The organism is Marinospirillum minutulum DSM 6287 (genome assembly GCF_000422325.1).
In the GTDB taxonomy this organism is placed as follows: Bacteria; Pseudomonadota; Gammaproteobacteria; order Pseudomonadales; family Halomonadaceae; genus Marinospirillum; species Marinospirillum minutulum.
This window is the reverse complement of sequence record NZ_KE383818.1, coordinates 407,232-426,296: the sequence shown is the minus strand read 5'-3', so window position 1 is coordinate 426,296 and position 19,065 is coordinate 407,232. Positions and strand designations below refer to the sequence as shown.

14 protein-coding genes and 5 tRNA genes are annotated in these 19,065 nt (G+C 43.4%); 6 read left to right on the top strand and 13 right to left on the bottom strand.

The genetic code is table 11. The annotated features are described in order from the left end of the window. Positions 1 to 52: 52 nt before the first annotated feature. Positions 53 to 2,701 carry a phosphoenolpyruvate carboxylase gene (ppc, locus tag H571_RS0111605; protein WP_027849450.1) on the bottom strand — a complete coding sequence of 883 codons (2,649 nt, stop codon included), beginning with the start codon at positions 2,699 to 2,701 and terminating at the stop codon, positions 53 to 55. A 152-nt stretch (positions 2,702 to 2,853) separates the two neighbouring features. Between ppc and H571_RS0111600 the strand changes: the two genes are divergently transcribed. From H571_RS0111600 to H571_RS0111590, 3 genes are all read left to right on the top strand, one after another. Next, positions 2,854 to 2,930: transfer RNA gene (locus H571_RS0111600), tRNA-Met, on the top strand. A 33-nt stretch (positions 2,931 to 2,963) separates the two neighbouring features. After that, positions 2,964 to 3,039: transfer RNA gene (locus H571_RS0111595), tRNA-Asn, on the top strand. Between the two features lie 25 nt (positions 3,040 to 3,064). Further along, a tRNA-Asn gene (locus tag H571_RS0111590) sits at positions 3,065 to 3,139 on the top strand. A 209-nt stretch (positions 3,140 to 3,348) separates the two neighbouring features. Here H571_RS0111590 and H571_RS0111585 read toward each other — a convergent pair. Together H571_RS0111585 and H571_RS0111580 are read right to left on the bottom strand one after the other, a co-directional pair. After that, entirely contained in the window at positions 3,349 to 3,642 is a 294-nt protein-coding gene (locus tag H571_RS0111585) for a HigA family addiction module antitoxin (protein ID WP_027849449.1), read from the bottom strand. Continuing rightward, a complete protein-coding gene (locus tag H571_RS0111580) occupies positions 3,642 to 3,920 on the bottom strand; it encodes a type II toxin-antitoxin system RelE/ParE family toxin (protein WP_027849448.1) in 279 nt (92 codons plus the stop codon). Before H571_RS0111580 ends, H571_RS0111585 begins: the two co-directional genes overlap by 1 nt. A 308-nt stretch (positions 3,921 to 4,228) precedes the next feature. Between H571_RS0111580 and H571_RS0111575 the strand changes: the two genes are divergently transcribed. Next, the gene (locus H571_RS0111575; RefSeq protein ID WP_027849447.1) at positions 4,229 to 4,468 is read left to right on the top strand and encodes a hypothetical protein; all 240 of its coding nucleotides are present in this window, start codon (positions 4,229 to 4,231) and stop codon (positions 4,466 to 4,468) included. Between the two features lie 38 nt (positions 4,469 to 4,506). Here the strand turns inward: H571_RS0111575 and H571_RS0111570 are convergent, their stop codons facing one another. From H571_RS0111570 to H571_RS0111525, 9 genes are all read right to left on the bottom strand, one after another. Beyond that, on the bottom strand, positions 4,507 to 7,695 hold the full coding sequence (locus H571_RS0111570) for a type I restriction endonuclease subunit R (RefSeq protein WP_027849446.1): 3,189 nt from the start codon (positions 7,693 to 7,695) through the stop codon (positions 4,507 to 4,509). 91 nt (positions 7,696 to 7,786) lie between these two features. Further along, a complete protein-coding gene (locus H571_RS15055; protein ID WP_051168307.1) occupies positions 7,787 to 8,431 on the bottom strand; it encodes a hypothetical protein in 645 nt (214 codons plus the stop codon). 69 nt (positions 8,432 to 8,500) lie between these two features. Continuing rightward, complete coding sequence (locus tag H571_RS0111560) at positions 8,501 to 8,998, bottom strand: dual specificity protein phosphatase family protein (protein WP_027849445.1); 498 nt, start codon at positions 8,996 to 8,998, stop codon at positions 8,501 to 8,503. Positions 8,999 to 9,037: 39 nt separating this feature from the next. Next, positions 9,038 to 10,153 carry an ImmA/IrrE family metallo-endopeptidase gene (locus tag H571_RS0111555; RefSeq protein ID WP_027849444.1) on the bottom strand — a complete coding sequence of 372 codons (1,116 nt, stop codon included), beginning with the start codon at positions 10,151 to 10,153 and terminating at the stop codon, positions 9,038 to 9,040. Continuing rightward, positions 10,146 to 10,475: a type II toxin-antitoxin system RelE/ParE family toxin gene (locus tag H571_RS0111550; RefSeq protein ID WP_027849443.1), complete on the bottom strand. Its 330-nt coding sequence runs from the start codon at positions 10,473 to 10,475 to the stop codon at positions 10,146 to 10,148. Before H571_RS0111550 ends, H571_RS0111555 begins: the two co-directional genes overlap by 8 nt. Before the next feature lie 430 nt (positions 10,476 to 10,905). After that, complete coding sequence (locus H571_RS0111545) at positions 10,906 to 12,411, bottom strand: RNA-directed DNA polymerase (protein ID WP_027849442.1); 1,506 nt, start codon at positions 12,409 to 12,411, stop codon at positions 10,906 to 10,908. Next, positions 12,408 to 13,874 (bottom strand): restriction endonuclease subunit S, encoded by a 1,467-nt coding sequence (locus H571_RS0111540; protein WP_027849441.1) that lies wholly within the window; start codon positions 13,872 to 13,874, stop codon positions 12,408 to 12,410. Before H571_RS0111540 ends, H571_RS0111545 begins: the two co-directional genes overlap by 4 nt. Positions 13,875 to 13,973: 99 nt before the next feature. Continuing rightward, on the bottom strand, positions 13,974 to 15,353 hold the full coding sequence (locus H571_RS0111530) for an AlbA family DNA-binding domain-containing protein (protein WP_027849440.1): 1,380 nt from the start codon (positions 15,351 to 15,353) through the stop codon (positions 13,974 to 13,976). Continuing rightward, positions 15,343 to 17,037 carry a class I SAM-dependent DNA methyltransferase gene (locus tag H571_RS0111525; protein ID WP_027849439.1) on the bottom strand — a complete coding sequence of 565 codons (1,695 nt, stop codon included), beginning with the start codon at positions 17,035 to 17,037 and terminating at the stop codon, positions 15,343 to 15,345. Before H571_RS0111525 ends, H571_RS0111530 begins: the two co-directional genes overlap by 11 nt. Before the next feature lie 312 nt (positions 17,038 to 17,349). Here H571_RS0111525 and H571_RS0111520 point away from each other — a divergent pair. Together H571_RS0111520 and H571_RS0111515 are read left to right on the top strand one after the other, a co-directional pair. After that, positions 17,350 to 17,425 (top strand) — tRNA-Asn (locus tag H571_RS0111520). A 30-nt stretch (positions 17,426 to 17,455) separates the two neighbouring features. Next, positions 17,456 to 17,531 (top strand) — tRNA-Asn (locus tag H571_RS0111515). A gap of 152 nt (positions 17,532 to 17,683) precedes the next feature. Here H571_RS0111515 and H571_RS0111510 read toward each other — a convergent pair. Next, complete coding sequence (locus H571_RS0111510) at positions 17,684 to 18,991, bottom strand: M18 family aminopeptidase (protein WP_027849438.1); 1,308 nt, start codon at positions 18,989 to 18,991, stop codon at positions 17,684 to 17,686. Positions 18,992 to 19,065 lie beyond the last annotated feature (74 nt).

Here is a 19,065-nt window from a genome sequence, read left to right as displayed (position 1 = left end):
CTCTTACTGAATATTAGCGCCCAAGGATAGCAGAAAATTAACACCTAGCGCACTAGCCAGTATTACGTAATCCTGCTGCAATACCCGCCATAGTAACCATTAATGCCCTTTCCAACAGGTCTTGATTAGCGCTACAAACCTGCCGTTCTTCGCAGGCTCTAACCCTTGCTAACAGTTCTGACTGCAACTGATGCAGAGGAATAATATAAGGGTTACGAACACTAATTGCCTGCTGGGTTAAAGGCACTTGTTCTAAAAGCGCTTTTTGTTTACGCAAGGCTAGAAGGCGTACAACCAAAGCTTCTTGCCTAGCACGCAACAACTCACCCAAAGGTCGCAACCCTGCTTCCACTAGTAGGCTTTCGTATTCTTCGACTATCGATAAATCAGCCTTAGCCAGTACCATTTCCAGCATATTCATATTACTGGCAAAAAAAGGCCAACCATCAATCATTTCTCGCAAGGCATCACCCTCGCCTCTTTCTTGCGCCCGCTCTAAAGCAAGGTCACTACCTAACCAGGCAGGTAACATTAGGCGCACTTGTGTCCAAGCAAAAATCCACGGTATAGCCCTTAAGCTTTCAATTCCACCACTGCCTTTACGTTTGGCTGGGCGACTACCTAAGGGTAGTTTTGCCAGTTCTTGCTCGGGTGTTAGCTGGCGGAAATAACGAACAAAATCAGCATTATCCTTTACTAAAGCACGGTAGCCTTCCACCGCATCGCTAGCGAGTTTATCCATTAATAAGCGCCAATTATCCTTAGGGGCTGGTGGCGGTGCTAGCGTTGCTTCTAACACAGCGCAGGTATAAACCTCTAGGGCACGTTCAGCTAACGCTGGTAAACCAAACTTAAAGCGAATCATCTCGCCTTGTTCAGTCACTTTTAAACGCCCCTGCACCGAACCTGGCGGCTGCGCCAAAATTGCTGCTTGGGTAGGACCACCACCACGGCCAACTGTACCCCCACGGCCATGAAACAAGGTTAAGTGAACCTTGTGCTCGGCACAGACACGAGTAACCGCTTCTTGCGCCCTATACTGTGCCCAGCTAGCCGCTAGCTGACCTGCATCTTTAGCAGAATCAGAATAACCAATCATCACTTCTTGGCGACCACTGGTGTATTGCTGATACCAAGGCAAGGACAACAAGCCATCAATTACTTTAGGCGCACGTTCTAGGTCATCTAAGGTTTCAAACAAGGGCGCAATACGCATGGTGCGCTCTAGCCCTGCAGTTTTTAATAACAAAGCAACCGCAAGCACATCCGAAGGCTGAGCTGCCATAGAAATAACGTAAGCACCTAAAGCATCGGCACGTTCACGGGCAACCACCTTACAGGTATCTAATACTTCACGTGTTTCATCACTGCATGGCCAGCTTTCAGGTAATAAAGGACGGGGGTTAGTTAATTCATGCAGTAAAAAGTCAACCTTGCGCTGCTCATCCCACTGGGCATAATCACCCAAACCCAAATAACGGGTTGCTTCCGCAAGTGCTTGAGCATGACGAGGTGCTTCTTGACGAACATCTAAACGTAATAAATTCATGCCAAAAGTTGCTAAACGGCGGAGTACATCTAAGAGCAAACCATCGGCAATTACCCGCATTCCTTTTTCACATAAAGATTCATAACAAAGCACTAGCGGCTCACGCAGGCCTTCAACTTCAAAAAGAATGCGCTCATCATCATAAGGCTTGCCGTCTAGCTGGGCTTTTAACCAGTCTAGGGTGGCTCGCAACCTTTCTCTTACTTGCCCTAAGAGTACACGGTAAGGCTCACGCACTGGGCCTACACGCTCAATTAAGGCTTCACTGGCTTCATGCATAGAAAGCTCTGAACGCAAACGATCTATATCACGGTGGTAAAGGTCTGCTGCCATCCAGCGTGAAAGCCATAAAACCTCTTGAGTAACTCTTGAAGTCACTCGTGGGTTGCCATCACGGTCGCCACCCATCCAAGAAGCAAAACGAATAGGCGCAGCATCTAAGGGTAGGGTTTTACCTGTTAAAGAAATCAATTGTTCATCTAGCTGACGGTAATAAGCAGGTACGGCTTCCCAAAGGGAGTTTTCTATAACAGCAAAACCCCATTTAGCTTCATCTACTGGTGTAGGCCGTTGACTACGAATTTCATCCGTATGCCAAGCTTGAGCAATTAACTGCTCTAAACGCTCTATTACTACTTGGCGAGCTTTTGCATTTGGACTAGCTTCATAGTCGGTTAGGCAATCATCTAATAAATCGTACTTTTGAATTAGAGTGCGGCGGCTAATTTCTGTGGGGTGGGCAGTAAAAACAAGCTCTACACGTTGTTCAGTTAAGGATTTATAAATAACATCAGGTGCTAAGCCCGCTGTTTTTAGTTTATCTAGCAGTAACGTCATGCCCGGCTGCTCACCTGCACGGTAATCTTCTACCACGCGTTCACGCGCTCGGTAATGCTGTTCAGCAGCATTGGCTAGGTTTAAAAACTGAGTAAATGCACGCGCAACAGGTAAGAGCATTTCATCGTCTAAATCATTTAGCATTTTGCTAAGGGATAGGGTTGTTGCTTCACCCTGATGAACTTGTTTTGATAGTGTGCGAATGGACTCAACCAAAGCTAAAAAATCTTCACCACGTGCAGCACTCATGGTGCGTCCCAGACCCTCACCTAAAATACGCACCTGCTCTCTGAGCGATGCATCAAGGTTAGCCATGCTGTACTCCTATTAACTTAAAATGCGAGTTGATCTTGGCTATAACTGTGGCATGACTTAGCAGGTGCAACAAGTAGAAAAAGAAAAATTAAACATCTTTTTCAGAAAACCCCTTGCTAAAACCACTAAGGTCTTTATAATGCGCAGCCGTTGGCTATGTAGCTCAGTTGGTTAGAGCACATCACTCATAATGATGGGGTCCCCTGTTCAAATCAGGGCATAGCCACCACCTAAATCTTGCTAAGCAAGTAGCACTAGATGTTCCCGAATAGCTCAGTCGGTAGAGCAGTAGACTGTTAATCTATTGGTCACAGGTTCAAGTCCTGTTTCGGGAGCCAATGCTAGTTACCAAAACCCCTGTATTCCCGAGTAGCTCAGTGGTAGAGCAGTAGACTGTTAATCTATTGGTCGCAGGTTCGACCCCTGCCTCGGGAGCCAAAACAGCTTAATTCAAGCTAAAAAACTCCCCAAAAAAACACCTACCAACAGCTACTTTTTTAAGCCAACTAACGCCTAAAAATAGTATTTATTTGCCCTCTAAAAACAGCCAGTTTTTAAAACTCCAAAAAGTTGCTAGGTCGATGTGCAGCATTCAAAATATCAAATTGTCCAAGCTAAACGCCTTCTTAGGCTAAAACCTAGCACCATTAGGCGTTAAGAAAAGTAAGAGGCTGAAGCTGTGAAAGGTTGATTTTTTTCTCTGTTTGCCAAATCTCATAATTATCCTGCATAGCAAGCCAGCTCTGAGGAGTGCGGCCTAAAACCTTAGACAGTCTTAACGCCATTTCAGTAGAAACTGCACTTTTACCTTTTAACACTCGATTAAGAGTAGAAGCAGCAACACCAAGTTGTTCTGCAAGGTATCTACAGCTAATACCATGAGGCTCCATATAAATGGACTCAATAAATTCGCCCGGATGCGGTGGATTGTGCATAGACATCAGTGAAAATCCTCATAATTAAGAATGTACGCATTACCATCCCGAAACTCAAAAGTAACACGCCAGCTACCACTTACTAAGATAGACCAAATACCTGAACGATTACCTTTTAATGGATGAAGAAAAAAGCTAGGAAGGTCGATATCATCAAGCATTTGAGCGGTATCAATAGCAGCTAACTGCAATCTCAGTTTCTTTGCGTGCTTAGCCTGAATACCCACTTTTTTACCTGTTTCGAAGAACTGTTTCAGGCCTTTGTGTTTGAATGATTTAATCACACCCCAAACCGTAGCGTAGTGCGCAACACCAAGCAATAATAATTTTGCTTGGTAACTCTAATACTTAAATGCCTAACGCCAAGCTAAGTGGAGCAGCACGCTGAGTCTAAAGCTTGAGCGTGTTGGTTATGTTTGCCAGATTAACTATGCCACTACACAACGCCGCTAAGTTATATTAAATTAGTGCAAAACAATGGATAGAAAAAACCTCAGCTATTGGTATCTACGTAAAAGCCGGACGCTATGGCGGTACCTATGCCCATAAAGATATAGCCCATACCTTAGCCACAGGTGGGCCAGCAACTGGTATGGATAGGCTCAAGCTATCCACTTGGGATGAAAAAATTAATACAGCAGCTAAAACTAGTGCTAAAAAAGCGAACCGAAAACAAGGTAATTTAGAAGATCAGCTTCGAGTAGCTAATGAGCTACTGCGCGGATTAGAAATCCTACAGGCCTCAGACGCTGTAAGCTTAGAAGCTGAACTTACCGCAGCTATGCAAAATTTTGCTGAATCAATTTTACAAAGCGAAGCTGGCATGACTTAAGTGGTCAAGTCACACCTGTTTGACACATTCCGATACCGCTAAACCCAACTTTGGCTTAGTGCCTCTGCTTGCTGTAAGCACAGCTCTACGGCTTCGTCGGCTTTGTCTGGTGGGTATTTCCAGCGGCGTAGGGCGCGTCTAACTAGGTTTCGCAGCCTTGCTCTTACATTTTCCCTAACCTGCCAGTCAACCGTGGTACTTTTTCTTAGCTGGGCTGTTACATACTTGGCTAGCTCACGTAGGTTATCGTCGCCTAGCTCTCTTACTGCCGATTCGTTTTGTATTAAGGCACGATAAAAAGCGATTTCATCGGGGTTAAGACCCGATTTTTCTGCCATTTCCGCATCTTCGGCCATGTCTTTGGCCATTTGAATTAGTTCTTCAATTACTTGGGCTGTTTCTATTGCGCGGTTATGGTATTTGCGTAAAGTTTCCATAATACGGTCTGAATATTTCTTCTCAGACACCACATCCGTTTTCATCCGGTGCTTGACTTCATCACGCAGTAAGCGTTCTAGCAAATCAACCGCTAGGTTTTTCTCTTTAAGGTTGGCCACATCATCTAAAAACTCTGGTGAAAGTAGCCCAACATTAGGTTTTTCTAACCCTACTAAAGAAAAAATATCGTCTACACCTTGGGCAACAACAGCATTGTCAATAATTTGCTTTAAAGCGGTGTTTTTAGCTTCATCATCGCGACGTTTGTCGATAGTGGTGAATTTGGTAATGGCATTTTTAACTGCACCAAAAAAAGCAATTTCTTTAGAGTACGCCTGGGCTTCATCTAAAGTGCCACACAAAGTAAAGGCCGCTCGAACACTGGCCATAATATCTAAAAAACGCTTTTTACCGTCTAACTCACCGGTAGCTTTATTCGGCAAGCTCATAATATGGTTCATCACTTTAGGCAACAGCGCTAGAGCGTCTGTTTCATAAGCACTGTAATCAAAACCATGCATTAAGCCGCGCAGCTTATCCATCTGCTCTTCTAATAGTGCCAGTGCTTCGTTTACGTCTAGGGCGGGCTTTCCTTTACCTTGCGAGTTGGTGTAAGTTTTTAGCGCTGCTTTTAACTCGTTGGCTATACCTAGGTAATCCACCACCAAACCGCCGGGTTTATCTTTAAATACACGGTTAACACGGGCAATTGCCTGCATTAAGTTGTGGCCCTTCATAGGCTTGTCGATATACATGGTATGGCAATTAGGTGCATCAAAACCAGTTAGCCACATATCACGCACTATCACTAACTTAAGCGGGTCGTTAACGTCTTTAAAGCGCTTTTCATATAGCTTTTTGGTTTCTTTGTTGTAAATGTGCGGCTGCATTTTGTTTTTATCAGAAGCGGTGCCTGTCATCACTATTTTGATAACACCCTTGGTGGGGTCACTGTCGTGCCATTCTGGTCTTATTTTAGTAAGCGCATCATACATATCAACACAAATTTCACGGCTCATACACACCACCAGCGCTTTACCATCCATGCTGCGTAAGCGATTTTCAAAGTGTAAAACTAAATCTTCAGCTATCTGTTCTACCCTTGGCTTACTACCAACTAGCTTTTCTAAGGCTGCCCATTTAGATTTAGTGCTTTCACGAACAGCAAGGTCTTCTTCATCTTCAATTACCTCGTCAACGTCTTCGTTTAGCTCTTCAATATCAGCAGCATTAATATCTAGCTTGGCAAGGCGCGATTCGTAATAAATCGGCACGGTGGCACCATCATCCACTGCATCTTGAATATCATAAATAGATAAATAATCACCAAATACAGCACGGGTATCTTTATCAGCACTATCAATCGGTGTGCCCGTAAAACCAATAAAAGAAGCTTCGGGTAAAGCGTCACGCAAATGTTTGGAATAACCAAAAGTATATTGGCCGGTATCTTTGTTTAACTTAGCCTTATCCCCGTATTGGCTACGGTGTGCCTCATCACTCACCACCACCACATTAGGACGTTCACTGAGTACAGGGTGAGCTAGCTCATCTTTAAGCAAGGCAAACTTTTGAATGGTCGTAAAAATAATGCCACCGGCTTGGCGTGAAGCGAGAATTTCACGTAAGTCATCCCTATCTTCAGCCTGCACCGGGGTTTGGTTCAAAGTTTCTGCAGCCATTGCAAAGGTATTAAATAATTGACCGTCTAAATCATTGCGATCAGTCACTATCACTAAGGTAGGGTTGTTCATTTCTGGCTGGGCTAATAATTTACCTGCATAACACACCATAGAAATTGACTTGCCCGAACCTTGCGTATGCCAAACCACCCCTGCTTTACCTGAACCAGCTTTAACCTTATTGGCATAGTTAGCACGTGGCTCGGCTGCTGCTGTTAGCTGTGGGCGGTAAGCAGCGATTAAAGTTGCTTTCACTGCTTCACGCACGGCATGGAACTGATGGTAGCCAGCAATCTTTTTAATGGTTGCGCCTGCGGCAGGATTGCTTGAAGAGCTACCTTCTTGCTCAAACATAATAAAGTGGCGTAGGTAATCTAAAAATAAATCCGGCTTAAAAAAGCCTCTTACCATGGTTTCTAAAAAGTATTCAAAATAAGGTTTGTCCTGCTCATTATCGACCACCCGCCAAGGCATAAATCGCTCTTTGTTAGCCGTTAAAGAACCTACCCGAGCATTCAGCCCATCACTGACTACTAATGCTTCGTTAAATATAAATAAGTCAGAAATTTCTTCTTTATAGGTTTGTAGCTGTTGGTATGCCTGCCAAATATCGGCATGAGTGTCTGCTGGGTTTTTAAGCTCGATAACCGCTAAAGGTAGGCCATTAATAAAAACAATTAAATCAGGTCGTCGGTTGCCCTTAGTGCCAGTAATGGTGAATTGGTTAACCACTAAGAACTGATTGTTGGCGGTAGTAGTGAAATCAACTAGGTAGACATAATCAGTTACTTCTTCGCCCTTTTTGTTTTTAAAATCGACCTTAACGCCTTGCAATAACTGCTGATGAAAACGCTTGTTATTGAGAATTAAAACGGGGGTTTCTGGCTGGGCTATTTGTAAAGCTACCTGCTCTAAAGTAGCTACAGGAATGTTAGGGTTAATTTTTATTAGCTGTTGCACTAGGCGGTTATGCAAAACCACCTGCCGATAATCCGTTCGCTCTGCAGCAGGCTCACCTGGCGCAATGTCGTAGCCACACACAACTTCATAGCCGGTTTCTTTAAACCAGCTAAGGCAAAGCTGTTCTAGTTGGTCTTCCGTAATCATGGTGGCTCCGTTACCTATTTAATCAATTATTATCTAAGCAAAGCTTAAGCTATAGACTGCAAGCTTTAAAGCTTAGAAGTTCAAGCAGTGGTTATAGGCTATCAAGCATCTGCAGTTCGCTTTCTACGTCGTTGTTAAGCCCTGTAGCAACTAAGTAGCCAAAGTTCGCCCAAGTAGAGTTAGAAACTGCTTGGAAGAAGTATTGGCGCACATTGCTTTTGGTGAGCTGTTTTTTTACTTCAAACGACCACAGCCGTATGGCGCTATCATTACCATGACGAACGCAGTCTTTAACCACGGCATCCCAGTGCTGGTCTAGCGGTTCAAGCGCCACTATATCAGGGTGCAGCCAATGATTGCCGCCGCTGCCATGGCTATTTCTTGAGGTTTTTTCATCAATGCGTTGGCAATAAAGCTTGAGCTCTTTATGTAAGAATTCAATTAACAGCGGGTATAACTCTTGCTCGCTGTAATTGGGTACAGTAACAAGCGGCTCTGTATCTTCTAGGCTGTTTTCTTCCGCTGTTTTTTCTGGGTTGGCGTCCCAGTAATAAAGTCTCGGTCTGGGTTTATCTTGCGTTACTACATTCGCGCAGCGTTGTTTGGCTGCTTCTGTACGTTCACCACCTATCTCTGCGGCTAATTGCGCTAATAACTTTTCTGGCGTGTCATAGCGTGGGTTGCTTTGCTTCTCTGCCATTTCATTGGGATAGCGTTTTAAAAACTCAGCGGCCAAATCACGCGCGGTGAATTTTTTGTGCGGATTATCGCAGAGTTTCGATAATCATTTCCACGCGGGTTTTGTTCATTGCTTAATATCCTTGGTATAGCTATGCCAGTTTTGCTGTGCAAAGTGGTGCATACCACCTGCCGGTGCGTAAGCAGGGTAAAGCTTTTTGAAATCCACCAGTGTTTGCTCAAAATCTTTTTTTCCTAAAGCACTGGTATAACCGGCTAGGTACAGCAAAGCTATTGTTGGTGAGCGCGACATCCCTTGATTGCAGTGAACCAGCACTTTACTTTGCGAAATATTCTGATGAATTGCTGCAAGTGCCGCATCAATCACCTCTTTAGGAATATAAGCGGGATTCGGTGCATCAACTAAGTTGAGAGCCAGCCGTCCATCACGCTCAGCAACCAAATATTCAGGATGGTCTTTAGGTGCGCCCCTGCCTGTATATCCCAAGGCTTGGCGATGAAAGGGTTCTTTACAGGCGTGAACAACATACCAACCGGGCGTATGTAGCACAGTTCTGGCATCGGCTTCGTTACCTACAAAAAGACTTGGATACACTTCAATCATTTAGCACGTCCTTACTGTATTTCTCTTTAGCTAAACCAACTATCCACGCATAAAATCTAGTTTTTGCTTTAAGTAATTCATCGCTGAATAGTGAATAAATCCATCATGCTGTAAGCGCCCTACAACAATGCCAGGGTGAACACCGATTTCTTCTGCAAATGCTTGAATACTTGCTTTACTTTTCAGCTCGGCTAAACGAGTACCGTATTGCTCAGGGATCAACCAATTACCAGCCCACTGGTTGGCTTCATGCTCTTGTGGGTCGTCGGTATGTGCGGCGTTAGGGTCATCTAAAAAAACAGACTTTTTTTCTTCTGCATTCGCAGAGTGCAACAAAATATGCGCAGCTTCATGGAAGAAGGTAAACCAAAACTTATCGTTACTTTTGCCATATAAAGATAACTGAATTAATGGTTGAGTTGGGCTTAACCAACGCGCAACACCGCTCACGCGTGATTTTGGTATTGCTGGAACCAGTACAAATTTTACCCCTGCTTCTGCAAGCATACTGCGAATTTTCGGTTCAAAAACTTCTACAGGCTCGCGTGTTAACCTGCGTATTTCTTTTAATACTTTTTCAAAACGGGCTTTGTTGTACTTGGGTACATACAGTTGTTCGGCTTTTTGTTCACCCAACCTTAGCCAAGCAGCAATAGCGCCCACGTCGGATTGCTCCGCTTGGCTACGACGAAATGCTACCTCCATACCACCGTAATACGCACGCCATTGCGTTGGCGAAGCAACGCTAAAAAACCGTAAACAGGCTTTAACAATGCTGACTTTATTTTTAGCTACTAGGCGTTGTTTACTAATGGCGCCAGCATTCATCAGCTCTTTTACTGGTAGTTCATCAAGCCATGGGATCCAGCTGGCATGCTTTTCTGCTGCGTCTATGCGTGCTTTATGGTTTTGATAATTCGCCTCACGGGTTAACCAAAACTCAACCGTTCCACCCACAACACGCTCTAAACGTTGGGCAGCATCAAGGCTTAGCGGTACTTTGCCATTAATTAGCTGGCTGGTATGTTTTTCGGTAAAGCCCAAGCGTTGCGCCAACTCGGTTTGCGCCCAACCACGCTCTTCAGCCATATCCAAAATAGTCTCTCCCGGCGGAGACACCCAATCCGGTGCAAAATCAGCAGTTAACTCAGTCATGATAATCACCTATAAATTCAATACACACGATGGTGACTTGCGCCCAGTCAATACCACCATCATCTTTTATTGGACAAGGCTCATTAGCTGGGCTAAAAACTAATCGCCAGCCACCCGCTAAATTAAGCGCAAACTGACCATGGCGATTTCCCTTTAGCGGATGCGGGTTCCCTACAACAAGTTCTGTCACTCGGTTTACAGCTTCAATATCACTCAGCCGAGCACGTAACTTACGTGCACATTGAGAGCCGAGTTTTTTCTCGGCTTCTCGCTGGTTTTCGCAAAGCTTACGTATGTTTTTGTTGGCAAAAAGGATTTCCATATCGAATAGACTTTATCATTATTTACCTGACAGGTAAATTTTAATTATTGTTTGTTGATTATATTAAGGCTATCGAGCGGGGTTTACTCTCTGTTATGTCCTTGCAGCTACTACGCTGTTAGTTAACACAAATACAGAATAATGCTTAAAATCAAACACTTGGTTGACAGTACTTACCATCTTGGTGGTAGATTTCACATGGCTTATATTTAGTTTTCCAGTTTCATTCTTACTTATTCCGCACACCTTTAATCATACGCCCCGTTTGGCCGTAGATTCCCAACTGCTCCATAAAGCGATGAAAGTCGGCACTTTCGCTAACGATTCGGTTTGCTGACTGCCAGTTTATGACTGTGCATTCACAGGCGGACACGATTATTTAGTTATTGAACAGTGATTCGACACTTATGATCAGCACGAAGCTGGTGTCTTATCCAGAAGCTTGGGAAAATAGGTTGAACTCGAGAGAGTTGATAATTGGCTCTGCCTCATCTAACTTATCCTTATCAATAAAGTCCGCTGAGTCCATTAGTTTTGTTAACTTACAACTACTGATCCATTCTGAGTTCCAAATGTTAACTTTCTCACCTTTTACTAGCTTACAAAGGGGCTCATTCAGCACGACATCTTTCAGCTTATTTTTAATCGCCCGCTGAAACCAGACTTCCATATAGCCAACATTATTCAACTTGGTGAACTTATTCTGTATTTTTCGAATTAATGTATTTTGACTACGGTCATCAAGTAATGAAATAAACTTGCTTAGTATTGCAAAACAAACAGGGTAGGTTCTTGGGTTTTTATACGCAATATCGACAATAACACTGACAATTGCTTTCGAGGTAGTATCGACCTCTTCTAGCTTAAGAGTACGTTTATGGAATTTACTAAGAGCTACAGTCAGACTACCTGAGTTCGGAAAAAAATCAGCATGCTGCTTTATCAACATAGCATGCTTAAATAAGCTTCGATGGAAGCCTTTACTAACTATCCAAGCTTTTTTATCTTCCTTAATCGAGGCCCCTACGACATCAGAGCTAAATTTTGTTTTATTTGAGTTAAGCCTTAAGCCCAACTCAGTAAGAACTTCTGAAAGAACTTTAAGAATTTTTTCTCCGTCTTCTGAACTATTCACAAATATTCTATAGTCATCTCTGTAACGTAAAATTTTGAAGTCATTTATGTTGCTATCATCAATTTTATTTGCAACCTTCAAGTCAACATAACCTAAAACAAGCTCCGCAATGAAATCCATAAGAACCGAACCCTGCGGGATTCCATTGGTTTGGCCATGCTGCATGTTTTGAATAGCCTTATCTATGTAATTACCAAGATTGTTTCTAGATCTCTCTATCTTTGCAACTGATTTACTCTCAACCGCCCAAGCAATTGAATGCGTATAAAATGAGCCGTAACAATCGGCAATATCGGCTTCGTATAAGTACTCATAATCCAATGAATACTCGACTGACTTTAACTCAACCTCTTGCCACCATTGGCTAACCTGCTCGGCTCGATCTTTTATGTTTTCAGGAGCCTCGAGTGGCATACTCAAACATTTAATGTTGTCGCAGCTATGCAAAATTAAAAGTCTAGCTTTTAACTTATCCCAGTTCTCTTGTTTGGTTATTTCTCTTACCAAATCAACATACAAAACTGGATGTATAAGCTGAAAAGGTCGCCAAGATAGCTGCCCATCTTTATTAGCGATAATGACATGGTTAACGTCGTCATAGTCTCTTGGCTTTTTTGCACTAAGCACACTCTTTAAAGGCTTATCTTCCAATTCACTAGCGACATCGGAAAGTATTGTTTCAAAGTTGAAGTATGGCGGTAAATCTGCATTAAAGTAGCTTTCATGCTTTAAGAAAAATGCTTGAGCTTCCGTGCAGTTTAAGTCTAAAACACTTTTAGGTTTTTGGTTTGCTTGTATCATGTTATATGACTTCCACTATTAACTCGTAGCTCACCTGAAAGCAATTTCGGCAATAAAGCATCACGTATATTTTCAAGGCTAAAGTTTTCAAGGTTTAATAACACTTGCTTTTTAAGTAGGTTACTTATTACTCCTAGTTCGAGTAAATTATCTGCAGGAACTAAGCACTTAGCTTGCGATAGGTGCTCACGTTTTATATGCCCCATGGTTACTGCTTTATCAGCAGCTATCTGTTGAAAAACTTCTAGGTGACGCTTAGTCCAGTAGTAGTAAAACCATTTAGGGTAGTTCTGAGATGTCACTTTAAATAGGTGCTGATTTAGCGCAACTTTTCCACCACACCAGATATCAACAATGAGAGATCCTGACCAAGAAAACACCACGTCTCCATTATCAACAATACATTCTGGTTTGATATTTGCAGATGCTCGCTCTTCACCATCTGCAAAACCCTTTCGAAGTTGAGCTATTTTTAAAACAGGTAATGATTCCTCGTCGCCTTCTGGCCGAAACTTTTGAAGAGCAAGTCCGTTTTGATAGTGGGCTATCTCGTCTAACGCTTTCACTTCCCACCCCTTCGGCACGTCCCCCAGCTCGGATTCCACCAGTTCATTAGGGAATAAGGCGGCGGTGGTTTTGAGTTGTTGTGCGTTTAGGGCGGTTGGGTTTGTTTGCTTGTGTTGGTTTAGTTTTTCATCAATGGCTTGTTGCAGGGTGGTTTCTAGGTTTTGTTCCACCTCGGCGAGTTGTTCTAGTGTGATTGCGCCGCAGATGATGGCTTGGGCAGCGAGTTCTTGGGTGGCTGAATTTGCGCCTTGTTCTTTGGCGATGATTTTGGCGCGGGTGGGTTCAAAATCGACAAACCAGCTTTTGAAAATGGCTTGGGCGATTTGCACTAGGGTTTGGTTGGTTTGACGGTTAAGTTCGATTTTTTCATCGATAGAGCTTAAAACACAGTCAATACGATCCTGCACTTCAATTGGTGGTAGCTTAATCTCAATACTTTTTAATGAAGTTAAAGGCTGTCCTATTCCTGGCGTCCCGACTTGTGAAGCATTTTTTAGTAACTGATGCCTTCCTAAGTAACTTTTAAAAAAGTAATAAATAAACTTAGGGTTTGCTATTTTAGTATCACAAGTCAATTTCATTAAACTTGATGAAATAACATATTGCTCATTATCTTGGATGATACCTACTTCTCCAATTGAACCTCTATGCGGGAATACCAAATCATTTTTGAATACATTACTAGAGCCTAATGTTTGAGCTTTTTCTTCACTAATGTAGACAAAGTTACCTTCAAATTTAGGACCTCCTGTTATATTTGTTCCTCGGATAACTGGCACACCCTTATCGACATAACAATCACTTTTCATTCTCGAGCCAAAAGGCCCAATTGCGATTGCACCTTTTATACCTGATTTAATATTATCTATTAATACTACAGGCCACTCAGCACTCATAACTCAACCCCGCTAAGTTCTTTTTAATCTCGGCTTCTAGACAGTCGGACTCGGCAAACTGTTCTGGTAATGGCTGCATAAGCCGTAAAATCTGCTGCTTCATATTTTCACCTGCCAATAACCCCGTGTGCCGCCGATGCGTTCAATAACGCCCTGTTCTTTCAGGTTCTCTATGTGCTTCTGCACGGCTGAGGGGTTTATTTGAAGTTCTTTAGCTAGCTCTTGGCGTGTTATCTGTGGTTTATTTTGAATAAGCAGCAGCACACTGCGTTGGCTCTCAGTTATTTGACCACCTATTTGACCACCTATTTGACCACCTTCAGAATCTGGGGCTTCTTGCACATCACGTAAGAATTCAATATCAAAAAAATCACCCGTTTCTTTAAAAATGGGTGGCTGGCAATCGGCTTCGCGGCATAGTTGCTGAATACGAGCAATGCCGCTGCCCCATTGTTCAATATAACCCAGCGCTTTAAACACTCGGGCTAATACTTTATTACGAATTTCAGAGCGGCCTTGCAGGGCTTCGTTTAGCGTAATCCCATGCGGCAAACCGCCTGGGGATACAATGTTCAGCGCATCATCATAAATGCCCACTTTTATATCACGGCCAAAGTTGCTGTAGTCGCGGTGGATAATTGCGTTGATTAAGGCTTCACGAATGGCGGCCATAGGAATTTCATACGTTTCGGTACGCTGCAGGCCAAGAATTTCAGCCTTTAAATGCAGATGGTTTTTTATAAACAATTCAGTTTGTTCAAGCTGGTAAAAAAGATTGCCTCTGTATTCTTTTTTATCCAAAAATACCGTCATATCCGTGCCCTTAAAACGGCTGCATTTTATTTCCACATGCTCGTATAAGCCTAGCAATATAATTAAACCGTGCGTTGGATGGGTAACGCCGTGTTCGGTTTTTATCAGTTTTAGGCTGTGCAGCCGTTGCTGGTTCAACGCTTTGCCTTGTTGTTGAAAGGCTTGCAGCAAGGGTGTTAGGTCTAGATCTTCTAGTTGTATATCCCAAGCGGCTTGTTCATCAAAACTTTGGTTTAAGCGTTGGCGCTCTAACTCATGAATCATGTCTAAGCTGGCTGGGCGATTGCTTGCGCCAATACGCACATAAGTGCCTTGTTCGCGCCCTTTAGACTTTAAGTAATAGGGCAGTTGACTGCCGCGATGCACCTGCACAATCACTAGCGTTTTATTATCCAGTGTTTCTAAATAAATGCTGGGTAATAAGGTAGGTAAGCAGTTTTCGTGCACGATGGAGGCTATTTGATCCATCAGCTCAAATTCATCGGTTTTAATACCAATAATCTGGCGCTCGTCATCTACACCAACAATGAGCTTGCCACCGCTCGTATTGGCGAAGGCAATCAGTGTTTTAGCTAGTTGCTCGCCTTTGGGTAGTTGTTGCTTGAATTCGAGCGTTTTGCTTTCACCTTGCTGTATTTCTTGCCAAAGCGGGCTGTCAAAGGTCATACCCAAGCCCCGCTAAGTTCTTTTTAATCTCAGTTTCTAGTCGATTAGATTCTGCAAACTGTTCTTTTAGGGTGCTGGTTAGGCGTTCCATTTTTTCAGCAAAGGGTTCGCCGTCGTCTTCCTCTTCGGCAGCGCCTACATAGCGGCCTGGGGTGAGTACAAAATCGTGCTTGGCTATTTCTTCTAATTTGGCGCTGTAACAGAAGCCTGCGATATTTTCGTAGGTTGCGTCTTGTTGGGATAAATCCCGACCTACAGTTTGCCAGTTATGAAAGGTATCGCTGATTTGTTTTAAGTCGTCGTCGCTAAAGTCTCGCAGTACGCGGTCTTTCATAAAGCCTAGTTGGCGGGCGTCTATGAATAATACTTCGCCGCTTCTGTCGCGTAGTTTTTTACCCGATGCAGAGGTACGTGCGCCTTTATTTTTGGTTAAAAACCAAATACAGGCGGGAATTTGGGTGTTGGTAAATAGTTGGCCGGGTAAGGCGACCATGCATTCTACTAAGTCGGCTTCAATTAATGCTTTGCGTATATCGCCCTCGCCCGAGGTGTTAGAGCTCATGGAGCCATTCGCTAACAATAAACCTAGGCTGCCGTTGGGGGCGGTGTGGTAAAGCATGTGTTGTAGCCATGCAAAGTTGGCGTTGCCTGATGGTGGTTTGCCGTATTGCCAGCGTGGGTCGTTTTCGTCTACGCCTGTGTCCCACTCTTTCATATTAAAAGGCGGGTTTGCCATTACAAAGTCGGCGCGTAAGTCAGGGTGTTGGTTGTGGGTATAGGTGCTGGCGGGTTGTTTGCCAAAGTTGAAGTCTATGCCACGAATCACCATGTTCATGGCGGCTAGTTGCCAGGTGGTGTGGTTGGCTTCTTGGCCGTAAATGCTTACATCACCTATTTTGCCTTGATGTTCGCTAATAAATTTTTCTGATTGCACAAAGAAGCCACCGCTGCCCATGGCGGGGTCGTACACGCGCCCTTTAAAGGGTTCGAGCATTTGTACTATTAAGGTAACAATGGATTTGGGCGTGTAGAACTGGCCGCCTTTTTTACCTTCGGCAAGGGCAAATTGGCCTAAAAAGTATTCGTACACATGGCCTAAAATATCTTTGCTGCTAAGCGTGGCGTGGGTAAAAGGAATAGTAGCGATAAGGTCGATTAGCTCACCCAGTTTGGCTTGGTCTATTTGCAACTGGGTATAGCGTTTGTTGAGTACGCCTTTTAGTTTTGGGTTGTCTACTTCTATGCAATCCAACGCGTTATCAATTAACTGGCCAACGCTGCGAATGGTTTTATCGCCAATTTTAATTTCGCCGGTAATAACGACTTTATTTTGGTTTTGTAAAAACTCCCAACGGGCGGCTTGCGGCACCCAAAACACGTTTTTTTCGGTGTAGTAGTCGCGTTGTTCTAATTCTTCTTTTATTTCTGCTTGGTAGTCTTCACCTTCAGCACCAGCTTCAAAATCTTCTGGGTCTAGAAAATAGATATGCTCAGGGTTTTTGAAGTTTTCGATGAGTTGCTTACGACGAATATCAAAGGCATCGGATACGTATTTTAAAAATACTAGACCTAGAACTACGTGTTTATATTGGCTGGCATCTAAGGAGGGTAAAAGCTTGTTGGCGCTGGTCCAGAGTTTTTTCTCTAGATCATTTAGAAAGGCTTGTTCTTCACTGCTGGTCATCTTCATTCCCTTGTAATTAGGGGTGGCTAACCCTCTAGTACTAATTAAAATTAGCCACAAGATTAGCAAAATAACACCTTAAGAACTAGGTGCTGCTTGTAGTAGCTAAGTGCTGATACTCAAAGTCTTGAAAAGACCAAATATATACTCATTGCGAAAGACTGTAACGAGGTTGATGCCCAGAACAAACTTTATTTGCATTGCCAGCTCTCTTAAAAAGGTTGAAGTTAAAACAGCTTAAGGCTTGACCTTAGGAATTTTTAAACTAGAATATAGGCCGTTGTTGAGTAAAGCCTTTTAGGCAAAAGATGTTCCCGAATAGCTCAGTCGGTAGAGCAGTAGACTGTTAATCTATTGGTCACAGGTTCAAGTCCTGTTTCGGGAGCCAACTCAATAACACTGTAAGGTTTAAGTATGTTCCCGAATAGCTCAGTCGGTAGAGCAGTAGACTGTTAATCTATTGGTCGCAGGTTCAAGTCCTGCTTCGGGAGCCACTTACAGCTTCTTTTCTTTAATTTCTGCTTCACCTCTTCCAAACACCAAATTGCTATATTTTCCAAAATATAGGCTTCTTTATTTGCCAACCTAAAAAAACCCCACCTAGCTTTTGGCTTGGGTGGGGCAAGTCATTGGTTGCTAGCCAGTTTCAACTACCATCCCAACGACTTATAAATGCTTGTAAAGCCTGCCCTAAATACCAAGCATCTTTGCTACCGGCTGTTTCACGTATGGAGTGCATTGCCCACTGAGGCGCACCCACATCCACCACTCTTACGCCCAGCTTAGTTGCCGCTATAGGTCCAATGGTACTACCACAACCCATATCTGACCTAACCACAAAGTGTTGATAAGGCACTCCTGCTAGGTCACAAAAGCTACTGAATAGTGCACTGGTTTCGCTGGTTGTGGCATAGCGTTGATTAGCATTCACTTTAATTACTGGGCCAGCATTAATTTTAGGGCCGTGGTTTTCATCGTGTTTATCAGCATAGTTAGGGTGAATAGCGTGGGCATTGTCACAAGAAATCAATAAAGAACGCGCCATCATGCGTTGGTATTTTTGTTCTTCGCCAGCTAAACGGCGCAACACACTTTCTAAAAAAGGCCCTTCAGCACCTATAGCAGAAGCACTGCCTACTTCTTCATGGTCATTACAAACCAATAAAGCAGTAGCAGCTTGTGGCGTATCTACTGCTAACATGGCTTGTAAACCGGTATAGCAAGAAAGCAGGTTGTCTAACCGAGCCGAGCTAATAAACTCTTCATTTAAGCCCACTAAAGCTGGTGGCTGGGTATCGTAAAAACAAAGGTCATAGTCAATCACTTCATCAACTGAATAGCCTTCACGGCCTAGCCAACTTGCCAGCAGCTTACGAAAAACCAAACTGGGATTATCCGATGACTTTAGCCCTACAACTGGTGGTAAATGCAGTTGAGCATTAATTTCTGAATTTTTATTTGCATCACGGTTTAAATGAATGGCTAACGATGGAATAACAGCTAATGGCTTTTCTACATTAATAAGTGCCGCCTGCAATTTTCCGGCATCATTACGAAAATGCACCTGGCCTGCTAAAGAAAGATCTCGGTCAAACCAGGGGTGCATTAGCACACCGCCATAAACTTCAACACCTAACTGCAAACAACCCTGGCGTAAAATCTCTGCTTTTGGTTTTACTTTTAAGCAGGGGCTGTCGGTATGTGCGCCCATCATGCGTACACCCGTTTCAGCAACGCCTTGTTCACCTAAACGAAAAGCGATCAACGAGCGACCACCACGGGTTAACCAATAACCTTGCCCTGCTTGCAAATGCCATTCATCGCCTTCATTTAAAGCTTGGTAGCCAGCCTCTTCTAACTGACGAACCATAGTTACTACCGCATGAGCGGGGCTAGGTGAGGATTGTAAAAAACTGATTAAACCCTGATTAAACACTGCTTGCTGTTGAGTCACTTGGTTATTACCTGTATTTAATAGCTACTATTTAAGCACGCTTTTGGGGTGCTTTTTTTGTGTCATCGCTGGCT